The sequence below is a fragment of the Methylobacterium phyllosphaerae genome (assembly GCF_001936175.1).
Lineage (GTDB): Bacteria > Pseudomonadota > Alphaproteobacteria > Rhizobiales > Beijerinckiaceae > Methylobacterium > Methylobacterium fujisawaense.
This window is the reverse complement of sequence record NZ_CP015367.1, coordinates 1,904,318-1,916,953: the sequence shown is the minus strand read 5'-3', so window position 1 is coordinate 1,916,953 and position 12,636 is coordinate 1,904,318. Positions and strand designations below refer to the sequence as shown.

The 12,636-nt window shown below is 72.2% G+C and carries 12 protein-coding genes; 11 read left to right on the top strand and 1 reads right to left on the bottom strand.

Annotated elements, in window-relative coordinates; all coding sequences use genetic code 11:
• The first annotated feature begins 27 nt into the window (after nucleotides 1–27).
• Nucleotides 28–1,494, top strand: coding sequence for a nitrogen regulation protein NR(I) (gene ntrC / locus MCBMB27_RS08410; RefSeq protein WP_043384440.1), 1,467 nt, complete (start codon nucleotides 28–30; stop codon nucleotides 1,492–1,494).
• Nucleotides 1,495–1,582: 88 nt separating this feature from the next.
• On the opposite strand, the gene MCBMB27_RS08405 is transcribed toward ntrC, so the two are convergent.
• Nucleotides 1,583–1,852: a hypothetical protein gene (locus tag MCBMB27_RS08405; protein ID WP_043384437.1), complete on the bottom strand. Its 270-nt coding sequence runs from the start codon at nucleotides 1,850–1,852 to the stop codon at nucleotides 1,583–1,585.
• Nucleotides 1,853–1,941: 89 nt separating this feature from the next.
• Here MCBMB27_RS08405 and MCBMB27_RS30180 point away from each other — a divergent pair, with 89 nt between their 5' ends.
• The 10 genes from MCBMB27_RS30180 to MCBMB27_RS08360 all read left to right on the top strand — a co-directional run bounded on the left by MCBMB27_RS30180 (nucleotide 1,942) and on the right by MCBMB27_RS08360 (nucleotide 12,595).
• The gene (locus MCBMB27_RS30180; RefSeq protein ID WP_164706383.1) at nucleotides 1,942–2,115 is read left to right on the top strand and encodes a ribosome modulation factor; all 174 of its coding nucleotides are present in this window, start codon (nucleotides 1,942–1,944) and stop codon (nucleotides 2,113–2,115) included.
• Between the two features lie 107 nt (nucleotides 2,116–2,222).
• Nucleotides 2,223–3,413, top strand: a complete 1,191-nt coding sequence (gene metC / locus MCBMB27_RS08400) for a cystathionine beta-lyase (RefSeq protein WP_053609786.1) — start codon at nucleotides 2,223–2,225, stop codon at nucleotides 3,411–3,413.
• Between the two features lie 88 nt (nucleotides 3,414–3,501).
• Complete coding sequence (locus tag MCBMB27_RS08395; protein ID WP_075380223.1) at nucleotides 3,502–5,235, top strand: ArnT family glycosyltransferase; 1,734 nt, start codon at nucleotides 3,502–3,504, stop codon at nucleotides 5,233–5,235.
• Entirely contained in the window at nucleotides 5,232–5,999 is a 768-nt protein-coding gene (locus tag MCBMB27_RS08390) for a glycosyltransferase (RefSeq protein ID WP_053609788.1), read from the top strand. The genes MCBMB27_RS08395 and MCBMB27_RS08390 overlap by 4 nt, the downstream gene beginning before the upstream one ends.
• Complete coding sequence (locus MCBMB27_RS08385; RefSeq protein WP_043349371.1) at nucleotides 5,993–6,325, top strand: lipid-A-disaccharide synthase N-terminal domain-containing protein; 333 nt, start codon at nucleotides 5,993–5,995, stop codon at nucleotides 6,323–6,325. Before MCBMB27_RS08390 ends, MCBMB27_RS08385 begins: the two co-directional genes overlap by 7 nt.
• Nucleotides 6,322–6,924, top strand: coding sequence for a pyridoxamine 5'-phosphate oxidase family protein (locus MCBMB27_RS08380; protein ID WP_043349369.1), 603 nt, complete (start codon nucleotides 6,322–6,324; stop codon nucleotides 6,922–6,924). Before MCBMB27_RS08385 ends, MCBMB27_RS08380 begins: the two co-directional genes overlap by 4 nt.
• Nucleotides 6,925–7,168: 244 nt before the next feature.
• Nucleotides 7,169–8,860, top strand: coding sequence for a methyl-accepting chemotaxis protein (locus tag MCBMB27_RS08375; protein ID WP_075380222.1), 1,692 nt, complete (start codon nucleotides 7,169–7,171; stop codon nucleotides 8,858–8,860).
• Nucleotides 8,861–8,976: 116 nt separating this feature from the next.
• On the top strand, nucleotides 8,977–9,873 hold the full coding sequence (gene rarD, locus MCBMB27_RS08370; protein ID WP_043352599.1) for an EamA family transporter RarD: 897 nt from the start codon (nucleotides 8,977–8,979) through the stop codon (nucleotides 9,871–9,873).
• Nucleotides 9,874–9,926: 53 nt separating this feature from the next.
• Nucleotides 9,927–12,317, top strand: coding sequence for a PAS domain-containing hybrid sensor histidine kinase/response regulator (locus MCBMB27_RS08365; protein WP_043757393.1), 2,391 nt, complete (start codon nucleotides 9,927–9,929; stop codon nucleotides 12,315–12,317).
• The gene (locus MCBMB27_RS08360) at nucleotides 12,314–12,595 is read left to right on the top strand and encodes a hypothetical protein (RefSeq protein ID WP_043384418.1); all 282 of its coding nucleotides are present in this window, start codon (nucleotides 12,314–12,316) and stop codon (nucleotides 12,593–12,595) included. Before MCBMB27_RS08365 ends, MCBMB27_RS08360 begins: the two co-directional genes overlap by 4 nt.
• Nucleotides 12,596–12,636 lie beyond the last annotated feature (41 nt).

The following is a 12,636-nucleotide window of genomic DNA, read 5'->3' as shown; positions in this document are numbered from 1 at the left end:
CCCCGTCGGAGGTCTGAGTAGAGAGTCATGCCGAACGGCCACATCATCGTCGCCGACGACGACGCCGCAATCCGCACCGTGCTCAACCAAGCGCTGTCACGGGCGGGCTACGAGGTTCGCTCGACGGGCAATTGCGCCACCCTCTGGCGCTGGGTCGCGCAGGGGGAGGGCGACCTCGTCATCACCGACGTGGTGATGCCCGACGAGAACGTGTTCGACCTGCTGCCGCGCATCAAGCGCGTGCGGCCGGAACTGCCGATCATCGTCATGAGCGCGCAGAACACCTTCATGACGGCGATCCGCGCCTCGGAGCGGGGTGCCTACGAGTACCTGCCCAAGCCCTTCGACCTGAAGGAGCTGATCGCCATCGTGGGCCGAGCGCTCTCGCGTCCCCGCGGCGCGGCGCCGGCCGGGGCGCCCCCCGAGAACGAGGACATCCCGCTGGTCGGGCGCTCGCCCGCCATGCAGGAGATCTACCGGGCGCTGGCCCGGCTGATGCCGACCGACCTCACCGTGATGATCACCGGCGAGTCCGGCACCGGCAAGGAGCTGGTCGCCCGGGCGCTCCACGATTACGGCCGCCGCCGCACCGGCCCGTTCGTGCCGGTCAACATGGCGGCGATCCCGCGCGACCTGATCGAATCCGAGCTGTTCGGCCACGAGAAGGGCGCCTTCACGGGGGCCCTGCAGCGCTCCGCCGGCCGGTTCGAGCAGGCCGAGGGCGGGACGCTGTTCCTCGACGAGATCGGCGACATGCCCATGGAGGCGCAGACCCGGCTGCTGCGCGTCCTCCAGCAGGGCGAATACACGACCGTGGGCGGGCGCGTCCCGATCCGCACCAATGTCCGGATCATCGCGGCCACCAACAAGGACCTGCGGGTCTCGATCCAGCAGGGCATCTTCCGCGAGGACCTGTTCTTCCGGCTCAACGTCGTGCCCCTGCGGCTGCCGGCCCTGCGCGAGCGCTCCGAGGACGTGCCGGACCTCGTCCGCCACTTCTTCGTGCTGGTCGAGCGCGAGGGCCTGACCCGGAAGACCCTCGACGGGGACGCCATGGAGCGTCTCAAGCGCTACCGCTGGCCGGGCAACGTCCGCGAGTTGGAGAACCTCGTCCGCCGGCTCGCCGCCCTCTACCCGCAGGAGACGATCACCGGCCCGGTGATCGAGGCCGAGCTCGACACCCTTCCGCTGGCGACGCCCGCGGCCCCGGCCGCCAACGGCGCAGCCCGCAAGGCCAACGGGGAATCCGAGAGCCTGTCCAGCGCGGTGGAGCGCCACCTCTCGGATTATTTCTCCGGCTATCGGGACACCCTGCCACCCCCCGGGCTGTATCACCGGATCCTGCGGGAGATCGAAGGCCCGCTGATCGGCGCGGCGCTCGCCGCCACCCGCGGCAACCAGATCCGCGCGGCGGAACTGCTCGGCGTCAACCGCAACACCCTGCGCAAGAAGGTCCGCGACCTCGACCTGCAGGTGTTCCGCACGGCGCGTTAGCGGCGGCCGGCCGGACGGCTGCTTCGCGGCCGCCGCCGCGCTCCGGCGCCTCGGGATGCGATCCGGGGCGGGACAGGCGTGACGGTGCTCAGCGGCCCGGCAGGATCGGGTCGCCGCGCATCAGCGCGTGGAGCCGCTCGGTGTCGAACCCGTTCGGGATGCTGGGCACGGCCGGCTTCGGCGCGGGCGCGGCCTTGACCGGAGCCGGGATCGACCCCGTCGCCGACGGCTCGGCCTGGGCGGCGCGGACCACGGGCGCCGGCGCCAGATGGGCGAGCCGATCGGCGCTGACGAGGGCGACGGTCGCCGTCGAGACGAGGACGAGGACGGCGCCGAGGAGGGAACGCAGGATACGCACGCAACGACCCGGGACGCGACTTGAGACGGCAACAGATTTACGGCGCGGCCGTTAACGAAGCCCCACCCTCAAGTCTTCGGGAGGCGATATTGACCAACGTCCAGGCCACCGCGAGCGACAGCCCGTTCATCCAGGGCCGCAACGCGCGCCTCTACGGAAAACCCGTGAGCGAATGCCCCTATCCGGAAGGCTCCCAGGAGCGCGCCGCCTGGATGGAGGCCTACGAGGAGGCCGCCGTGTCCGATTCGCCCGAGACCCCGTGAGCGCGGCAAACACGGCGTCTCAGGGCTGCGGAACGCCGCGTCCGGCTTGACCTCGCCGGATGCGACGCGCTTCGTGCGGTGCACCGCAACGCGATCACCGAGCCTCGATGTCCCTGAAGCCTTCGCCCGACGCCCAGCAGACCTTCGCGCCCGCGACGCGCCTCGTGCATGCGGGCCGCGATCCGGGCGAGCAGCACGGCTTCGTGAACACGCCGATCTATCGGGGCTCCACGGTCCTCTATCCGACCTACGACGCGATCAAGAACCGGCGCGGGCGCTACAATTACGGCACCTCGGCGACGCCCACCATGGATGCGCTGACGACCGCCTGGACGGAGCTCGCCGGCGCCGCCGGCACCGTCGTGACGCCCTCGGGCCTCGCGGCGCTCACCGTCGCGCTGATGGCCGCGGTCTCGGCGGGCGACCATCTCCTCGTCACCGATTCCGCCTACCGGCCGACCCGCCAGTTCTGCGACGGCGTGCTGGCGCGCTACGGCGTCGAGGTCACCTATTACGACCCGATCATCGGGGCCGGCATCGCGGACCTGATGCGCCCGAACACCCGGGCCGTGCTGGTCGAGGCCCCCGGCTCGCAGAGCTTCGAGATGCAGGACGTGCCCGCGATCGCCGAGGTCGCGCACGCCCGCGACGCCTGCGTGATCATGGACAACACCTGGGCGACGCCGCTGCTGTTCCCGCCGCATGAGCGCGGGGTCGACATCGCCGTGGAGGCCGGAACCAAGTACCTGAGCGGCGGCTCGGACCTGCTGATCGGCCTGACCTCCGCCAACGCGCGCTACTACCCGGCCGTGCGCCGCACCTTCGACCATTTCGCCATGTGCGCCGGCGCCGAGGACATCTTCCTGGCGCTGCGCGGACTGCGCACCATGAACCTGCGCCTGCGCGAGCACGGCCGCGCCGGGCTGGAGATGGCCCGATGGTTCCAGGCGCGGCCCGAGGTGCTGCGCGTGCTCCATCCCGGCCTGCCCGAGGATCCCGGCCACGCGATCTGGACGCGCGACTTCGCGGGCGCCTCGGGCCTGTTCGGCGTGATCCTCAAGCCGGTGCCCGAGATGGCTTTGGCCGCCATGCTGGACGGGCTGCAGCTGTTCGGGATGGGCTTCTCCTGGGGCGGCTTCGAGAGCCTCGTGATCCCGTTCGACTGTGCCGGCTACAGGACCGCCACGAAGTGGGCGCCCGGTGGACCGGCCCTGCGCTTCCATATCGGCCTCGAGGACACCGCCGACCTCAAGGCCGACCTCGATGCAGGCTTCGCGCGCCTGCGGGCCGCCACGTAGGCGGATCGGGGCGCCGACGGCGGGGGGCGACCGGCGACGACGCGGCTGCATTTGACCTTCCCGCCCGATCCTGATTGACCGGCCCGGCATGACCACGAGCCTCTCCGCCGACGGCGCTCCGCGCCTCGCCCCAGTCGACCGGATCGGCCGCGGACTCGACGCGCTGAGCCTCACCCATGGCCGGGCCGTCGCCGCCCTGCTGGCGCTGTGCCTGATCCTGTTTCTGCCGGGCCAGATCTCCCTGCAGCCGATGGATCGGGACGAGCCGCGCTTCGCCCAGGCCTCGAAGCAGATGCTGGAGAGCGGCGACCTCGTGGATATCCGCTTCCAGGGCGAAGCGCGGCACAAGAAGCCGGTGGGGATCTACTGGGCCCAGGCCGCCGCCGTGGCGGCCGGCGAGGCGCTGGGGGTGCCCGGGGCCCGCACCCAGATCGCCCTCTACCGCATCCCCTCGCTGATCGGCGCCGTCGCCTCGGTGCTGCTCGCCTACTGGGCGGCGCTGGCCTTCCTGCCCCGCCGGCCCGCACTGCTGGCGGCCGCCCTCTACGGCGCCTGCCTGATGCTCTCTGCCGAAGCGCACCTCGCCAAGACTGACGCCCTGCTCGCCGCCTGCGCCACCGCGAGCCTTGCCGCACTCGCCCGCGCGTGGCTGGCGCCGCGGGACGGCACACCGACCTCAGGGCCGACCTCCGGACCAACCTTTGCGGCATTCTGGCTCGGGATGGCGGTCGGGATCCTGGTGAAGGGGCCGATGGTGCCGCTCTTCGTCGCGCTGCCGGCGCTCGGCCTGTCGCTCCGGGCGCGATCCGCCCGCTGGCTGCTGCCCCTCCGGCCCTGGCCGGGCCTCGCCCTCACGCTCCTGCTGGTGGCGCCCTGGTTCGCGGCGATCACCTGGAAGAGCGGCGGCGCCTTCTACGCCGAGGCCGTCGGGCACGACATGCTCGGCAAGGTCGGCGGGGCGGCGGAGCGGCACTGGGGGCCACCCGGAGCCTACGCGCTCGTGTTCTTCGCCACCTTCTGGCCCGGGGCGGCCTTCGCGGCCATGAGCCTGCCCTTCGCGTGGCGGGCGCGGCGGGAGCCCGCCGTGGCCTTCCTCATCGCCGCGGTGCTGCCGGCATGGCTGATCTTCGAGGCGGTGCCCACCAAGCTGCCCCACTACGTGCTGCCGCTGATGCCCTGGCTCGCGATCCTCACCGTGCTGGCGTTGTCCCGCGGAGCGCTGGATCCGCGCCTGCGGGGCGCGCGCCTGACGGCCCTGCTGGTGCCGGCGATCCCGGTCGCGCTCAGCCTCGGCCTCTGCCTCGCGGGCTGGCGCCTCGACGCCCACACCATCCCGTGGCCGGCTCTGCCCCTGCTCGCCGCCGCCTGCGCGGTCGCGATCCTGGCCTGGCTCGCCTTCGCGCAGGGATCCGCCGAGCGCGCCCTCGCGCTCGGGGTCCTGGCCTCGGCCCTGCTCGGTCCGGCGGTGCTCGGCGTGGCGCAGCGTTCGCTGCCGGCTTTGAAGGTCTCGCCCCGGCTCGCGGCCCTGCGCGACCGGGTGCCTTGCCCGAACCCACAGGTGGCGAGCCTGGGCTACCGCGAGCCGAGCCTCGTGTTCCTGATCGGCACCGGCCTCGCCCTGCCGCCCGACGGCGCCGCGGCGCGATCCTTCCTGGAAGGCGGCGGCTGCCGCCTGCTCTTCGTGGAATCCCGGGACCGCGACGATTTCAACGCGGCCTGGCCGGTGGGGCGCGGCGCACCCGCCCCCCTGGCGGAGGTCGAGGGTTTCAACCTCAATACCGGCCGCCGGGTCTTCGTGACGGCCTACGCGGTGGCCCCGTGAACGCGAATCCCCATCTCAGCGTCGTCGTGCCGGTCAAGAACGAGGCCGGCAACATCGCGCCCCTGGTGGCCGAGATCGAGGCCGCCTGCGCGGGGCTGGCCTTCGAGCTGATCTACGTGGATGACGGCTCCACCGACGGCACCCCGGCGGCCCTCGCGGCGGCCCGGGCCGGGCGCCCCTGGCTGCGGGCGCTGCGCCACGCCCGGAGCGGCGGCCAGTCGGCGGCGGTGCGCAGCGGCGTCCTCGCGGCCCGCGGCGCGATCGTCGCGACCCTCGATGGCGACGGCCAGAACGATCCGGCCTTCATCCCCGCCCTGCTGGAAGCCCTGGAGGCGGCGGGGCCCGACACCGGCCTCGCCCAGGGTCAGCGGCGCGGCCGCAAGGACGGCCCGTTCAAGATGCTCCAGTCCCGGATCGCCAACGGCGTCCGCGGGCGGATCCTCAACGACGCCACCCGCGATACCGGCTGCGGCCTGAAGGTGTTCCGGCGCGCCGTGTATCTCAGGCTGCCGTATTTCGACGCCCTCCACCGGTTCATGCCGGCCCTGGTGGCCCGGGAGGGCTTTTCGGTGGTCCACCGCGACGTGGTCGACCGGCCGCGGCTGACGGGGGTGTCCAATTACGGCCTGTTCGACCGCCTCTGGGTCGGGCTCCTCGATCTCGCCGGGGTCTGGTGGCTGATCCGGCGCAAGCGCGCCGATCCGCGGCCCGAGGAGATCGTCGACCCGGCCGGCCAACCCGCAGACCAGGACGTCGGATGCTGATCCAGCTCGCCCACGATCTGCCGGCCTATTTCTACGACGTGTTCGTCACCCGGCTCGACTTCTGGCTGGTCTTCGGCATCGTCGCACAGGTGGTGTTCGGCTCGCGCTTCATCCTGCAATGGATCGCCAGCGAGCGGGCCGGGCGGAGCGTGATGCCGCTGTCGTTCTGGTTCCTGTCGATCCTCGGCGGGCTGATGACCCTGGTCTACGGGTTCGTGCGCCGCGAGCCGGTGATCATCATCGGCCAGGGGCTCTCCACCGGGATCTACCTGCGCAACCTCGCGCTGATCTTCCGCGAGCGGCGGCGGAGGCGCGGCAGCCCATGAGCCGCGCGCCGCTGCCCGCCTATTACGACGACCTGGACGCGACGTTCGCGGCGCTTTGGGGCCATCTGGCGGACGGCGCCGCGCACGGCCGCAGCGGGTTCCACCTGCCGGTGGTGGCGACGCTCGGCGCGGCGGGCGGCCCGCGGCTGCGCACGGTGGTGCTGCGCGCCGCCGACCGGGATGCCGGAACCCTCCGGTTCCACTGCGACCGCCGCTCCGACAAGGCCGCCGAGATCCTGGCGAACCCGGCCTGCGCGCTCACGGCCTACGACGAGGCGACGAAGATCCAGATCCGCATCGAGGGGCGCGCCGCGCTGCACGTCGACGACGCGGTGGCCGAGGCGGCCTGGGCCGGGTCCCGGGCGATGAGCCGGGTCTGTTACGGGAGCGAACCCGGCCCGGGCACGGCCCTGCCGGCGGGGGACGCCTACGCCCTGCCGGACGAGGCCGCGGCCGGGGCGCTGGGACGGCCGCATTTCGCCGCCGTGCTGGTCCGGGTGGAGCGCCTGGATTTCCTCTACCTCGACCGCCGCGGTCACCGGCGGGCCGCCTGGCACCGGTGCGGGTCGGCATGGCAGGGCGGCTGGCTGGCCCCCTGAAAGAGTGCCGCCGCGCGGGGAAGATGTCGCGCGCGCGACGGCCCGCCGGGGCGCACTCGTCCGAACACGCGGAACGTGCCGCGATTCGACGCGCCGACGGTTGAACGCGAAATCAATCCACACGTCCCGGATGAAAGATTGCGCGACAATCCCATTCGATGTCCGATCCGTCCCAAGCCCCGCGTTCGCAATCGACTTCGCCATCCGCTAACACATAAGCAGCGGCAGCGCGGAGTTTTTCCCAGTGCGTCGCCACTTCAAGTTCCCCATTGCCGTCAAGATCGCCTTCGCGTTCGCCTTCATCGCGGTGAATGCGGTCGGCTTTCTATGGTACATCTCCAAACGGATGACCGCGGCCGATGCGGCCTACAGCGCCTATCTCGGCAACGACGCCACGGCGGCCACGATGGCGGCACGCCTCGGACGCGTGGTCTATCAGATGAGCTACGTGGCCTTCCGCACCCTCGGCGAGGCCGATCCGGACGCGTCGGACCGCATCGGCGCCGCGTTCGAGCCCCTTCCGGCCGAAGCCGCACGCCTCCTCGACGGCGTGCGCCGGAACGCCCCGACATTCGACGATCGGACCGACCGGATCGCGACGCTCCTGGGCACCTACATCGCACTCACCGGCGAGATGTGCGCCATGGCCAAGAAGGGCATGAGCGCCCAGGCCCTGACGCTGGCGCACACGCAGGTGGATCCGCTCCAGAAGACGCTGTTTGCCGCCCTCGACGCCTTCGTGGACGATCTGAGCACGTCGATCCGCACGGGTTCCGCGGCCCTCAGCGCGGACACCCGCACGACCTTGTCCTGGGCGATCAGCCTGTCGGCGGGCGGCATCGCCGCCAGCATCCTGATCGGTGTTCTGGTGGTGCATGTCGGCGTCGCCCGCCCCCTCGGCCGGTTGACGGCCGCTCTGAAAGCCATGTCGGCCGGGCGGCTCGACGCGGAGGTCCCGGAAGCGCGGCGCGGCGACGAGATCGGTGCCATCGGCAGCGCCGTCGCGGGCATCAAGGCCCTCGTCGCGCGGAAGGCCGTCGCGCAGGCAGAGACCGCGCGGCGGCAGGCCGAGGACGCCGCCGCCGACCGCAGCCGGACCCTCCTGCGGCTCGCCGAGGGCTTCGAGCTGACGGTGGGACGCATCATCGGCTTGGTGTCGGAGTCGATCGCCGCCCTCCAGACCACCGCCCGGACCATGACCGTCACGGCGACGCGGACCGTCGGCGAATCCACGGCGGTCGCGGGTGCCGCCGAGACGGCCGCGCGCGACGTCGGCACGGTGGCGGCCGCCGCCGAGGAACTCGAAACCACCGTGGCGGAGATCGGCCGGCAGATCGGCGGCTCGGCCATCCTCGCTCAGAGCGCCGTCGTCGAAGCGGATCGGACCGCGACCCTCGTGCAGGATCTCAGCGCCGCCGCCGCCAAGGTCGGCGCGGTGGTGGAGCTGATCGGGGCCATCGCGCGTCAGACCAACCTGCTGGCGCTCAACGCCACCATCGAGGCGGCCCGCGCCGGAGCGGCGGGACGGGGCTTCGCGATCGTGGCGAGCGAGGTGAAGGACCTCGCCGCGCAGGCGGCCCAGGCGACGGGCGACGTCTCGGGACAGATCGGCCGCATCCAGGGCGTGACCGATCAGGCGGTCGCGGTGATCGCCGCGATCACCGCACGGATCCGCGAGATCGACGGGGTCGCCGCCAGCGTCGCGGCCTCGGTGACGCAGCAGGAGGCGGCCACCCGGGCCATCGCCCGCAACGTCGTGCAGGCCTCCACCGGCACCCGCGCGGTGACCACCACCATGGCGGCCGTTGCCGCGGCTGCCGGAGAGACCGGGACGGCCGCCGATCGGGTGCAGGCCTGCGCCGCCGCGCTGGCCCGCCAATCCGCGGACCTCGGCGGTGAGGTTCGGCGCTTCCTCGCCACGATCCGCGCGGCGTGAAGACCCGACCGCGACCGCCGGATGGCTGCCCTGCGCGGCACCCCCTGACAGGGACTGGCCCGGCACGCTAAAGCCCGCCGACCCGGCCGCCCATCCGGGTCGACCGGGAGGACGCCGTGGGCCTCGTCTACGCGCTCGCCGCCTATCTGAGCTGGGGCCTCCTGGTTCCGGTGCATTTCCGGATGCTCGGGGCCTACACCCCGTATCATATCCTGGCGGAGCGCATCGTCTGGTCGAGCCTGTTCGCCGGCGCGTTGGCGCTGGTCCTCGCGGCGCGCCACCGCCTGAACCTGCCGTTCCCGCTGCGCAAGCGGCACGCGCTCCTGCTGCTCTCGGCGGCCATGATCGGCGTGAACTGGCTGCTCTACCTCTACGCGGTCAGCAGCGGGCACCTGCTCGACGCGAGCCTCGGCTACTACATCAATCCCCTGGTCAGCGTGGCGTTCGGGCGGGTGGTGCTGGGCGAGCGGCTGCGGCCGGCGCAGGCGCTGGCCATCGGCATCGCCGCGACGGGCGTCGCCGTCGCGGTGGTCTGGGCCGGTGAGCTGCCCCTCATGTCGCTGTCGCTGGCGGTGAGCTTCGCGCTCTACGGGCTCGCCCGGAAGATCGTCGCCGTCGACGCGCTGGTCGGATTCCTGGCCGAGACCCTCCTGCTCCTGCCGGCCGCCATCGTCTGGCTCGTCCTCTCGCCCGAGCCGTTCCTGCCGTCCGCGCCGGGCGACCGCGCGCTCCTGATGCTCACGGGCCTGACCACCGCGCTGCCGCTGATCTGGTTCGCCGCCGCGGCGGTGCGCCTGCGGCTCACCACCCTCGGCCTGCTGCAATACGTGGCGCCCACCTGCCTGCTTCTCCTCAGCGTCCTCGTCTACGGCGAGCACGTCGAGCCGCACCGGGCGCTCATGCTGGCGCTGATCTGGGTGGCGCTCGCGCTCTACACGGTGGACGCCCTGCGGTTTCGCCGCCTGCCGGCCGCGGCGTCGCCGCGGTCGGATCCGGACGCGATGCGTGTATAAGGAATACTGGTATAGGCCGCCGCTGGGGCGGATGACGGGACAGCGTCGGGTCGATGAGCGAGACTGAGAGCGGCCCAGGATCCGTCACGGATGCCGATTACCGCAACCTCGCCGAGACGCTGCCGCAGCTCGCCTGGATCGCCGAGGCTGACGGCACGATCATCTGGTACAACCAGCGCTGGTACGATTTCACCGGCACGTCCCTCGAGGACATGCGGGGATGGGGCTGGCGCACGGTCCATCACCCGGATCACGTCGAGGCGGTGACCGAGCGCTACCGGGCCGCGATCACCCTGGGCCGGTCCTGGGAGGACACGTTCCCCCTGCGCGGGCGGGACGGGACCTATCGCTGGTTCCTGTCGAAGGCGCTGCCGCACCGGGACGAATCCGGGCGGATCCTGCGCTGGTACGGGACCAACACCGACATCACCGGCCGCCGCGCCATCGAGGAGCGCCTGCGCCATTCCGAGCAGCGGTTCCGGGCGCTGGTCGACGCCTCGGCGGCGGTGATCTGGAACACCAACGCGGCGGGCGAGCTGATGCCGCCGCAGGTCCGATGGAGCATCTATACCGGCCAGACCGAGGAGGCCTACCAGGGCTGGGGCTGGCTGGATGCCGTCCATCCCGAGGACCGGGGTCACGCGGCCGATGCCTGGGCCGCCTCCGTGGAGGCGCGGGCGCTCTACGAGGTCGAGTACCGGCTGCGCCGCCACGACGGGGCCTGGCGCACCATGGAGGTGCGCGGCGTGCCGGTCCTCGCCGAGGACGGTTCCCTCCGGGAATGGGTCGGCACCTGCGTCGACGTCACCGACCGGAAGGAGGCCGAGGAGGCGGTGGAGCGCGCCCGCCAGGCCGCCGAGGCGGCCAACCGGGCGAAAAGCCAGTTCATCGCCAACATGAGCCACGAGCTGCGCACGCCGCTCTCGGCGGTGATCGGCTATTCCGAGATGCTCGGCGAGGAGCTGGAGGATATCGGCCAGGCCGCCCTCCTGCCCGACCTGCGCAAGATCGAGGCGGCCGCGCGCCACCTGCTGTCGCTGATCAACGACGTCCTCGACATCTCGAAGATCGAGGCCGGCCGCATGACCGCCTCGGCCGAGACCTTCGCGGTGGCGGACCTGCTCCGCGATGTCGGCGATTCCACCGGTTCGCTGATGGAGAAGAAGGGCAACCGCTTCGTCCTCGATGCCGGCGAAGGGGCGGGCGCCGATCTCGGGTCCATGCACCAGGATCAGACCAAGATCCGCCAGTGCCTCGTGAACCTGCTCGGCAACGCCGCCAAGTTCACCGAGAAGGGGACGATCACCCTGACGGTGCGGCGGCACCGGGAAGAGGGGGCGGACTGGCTGTCCTTCGCGGTCGCCGATACCGGGATCGGCATGACCGAGACCCAGATCGGGCGGCTGTTCGAGCGCTTCGTCCAGGCCGACGACTCGACCACCCGCCAGTTCGGCGGCACGGGTCTCGGGCTCGCCATCACCCGCGCCTTCTGCGAGGCGATGGGCGGCGACATCGGCGTCACCAGCGTTCCGGGGGCGGGGGCGACCTTCACGGTCCGCCTGCCCGCGATCCTGAGCCCCGAAGATGCGCCGACGGCCGAGGCCGAGGCTCTCACGCCGGTGGAGCCGCACGAGGAGCACGAGACGGTGCTGCTGGTCGACGACGATCCGGCCGCCCGGGAGCTGCTCCAGCGCTTCCTGGAGCGCGAGGGCTTCCACGTCCGCAGCGCCAATGACGGCCGCGCCGGCCTGACGCTCGCCCGGGCGCTCCGGCCGCGGGCGATCCTGCTCGACGTCGAGATGCCCCGCATGGACGGCTGGGCGGTGCTTCACGCCGTGCGCAACGATCCCGAACTGGCCGGGACCCCGGTGATCATGACCTCGGTGGTGGCCGAGCAGGGGCTCGGCCAGGCGCTCGGCGCCACCGACTATTTCGTCAAGCCGATCGACTGGGACCGGCTCAAGGGCCTGATGGAGCGCTACCGGCCCGAGGCGCCGAACGAGGCACGGGTCCTCGTGGTGGATGACGATGCGGATGCCCGGGAGCGCCTGCGCCGCTCCCTCGGCCGGGAGGGCTGGACCGTCGACGAGGCGGAGAACGGCCGGATCGCCCTGGAACGCTTCAGCCAGGCCCGGCCGAGCCTGATCCTGCTCGACCTGATGATGCCCGAGATGGACGGGTTCGGCTTCCTGCGGGCGCTCCGCTCGCGGCCCGATGGCGACGTGCCCGTGGTGGTGCTGACCGCCAAGGAGATCACCACCGCCGAGAAGGAGAGCCTGAACCGGCAGGCCGACCGGGTGATCGCCAAGGGCTCCATGAGCCTCGCGGAGATCGGCCGGCAACTGCGCGTCCTCTACGCGCGTTCGGCGAACGAGCCGGTTCCGGGACAGCTTCAGGGCCTGCTCGCGCAGCTCGCGGAGCAGGAGGGCGGAGAGAGACCATGAGCGATTCCGGGATCGATGCGGACAAGGCGGTGGCCATCCGCCTGCGGGCACGGCTGGCGGTGGTGGAGCGGGCGGCGTGGTTCGGCCTCGTCCACGCCATGAAGACGCGGCCGGCCGAGACCGAAGCCTATTTCGCCTCCGAGCGGGCGCGCTGCACGGAGGGGTTCGGCAGCGGGGCCTGGGCCAAGGATCTCACCGACGCCGAGCGCCGGATGCTGGCCGCGGAGGTGGATGCCGGGCTGGCGCAGTTGCTGGAGGAGGCCCGCGCCGAGGTGTGAGACGCCGCCGCCCCCTCGCGGGCACGGCGAAGCCCTCCGGT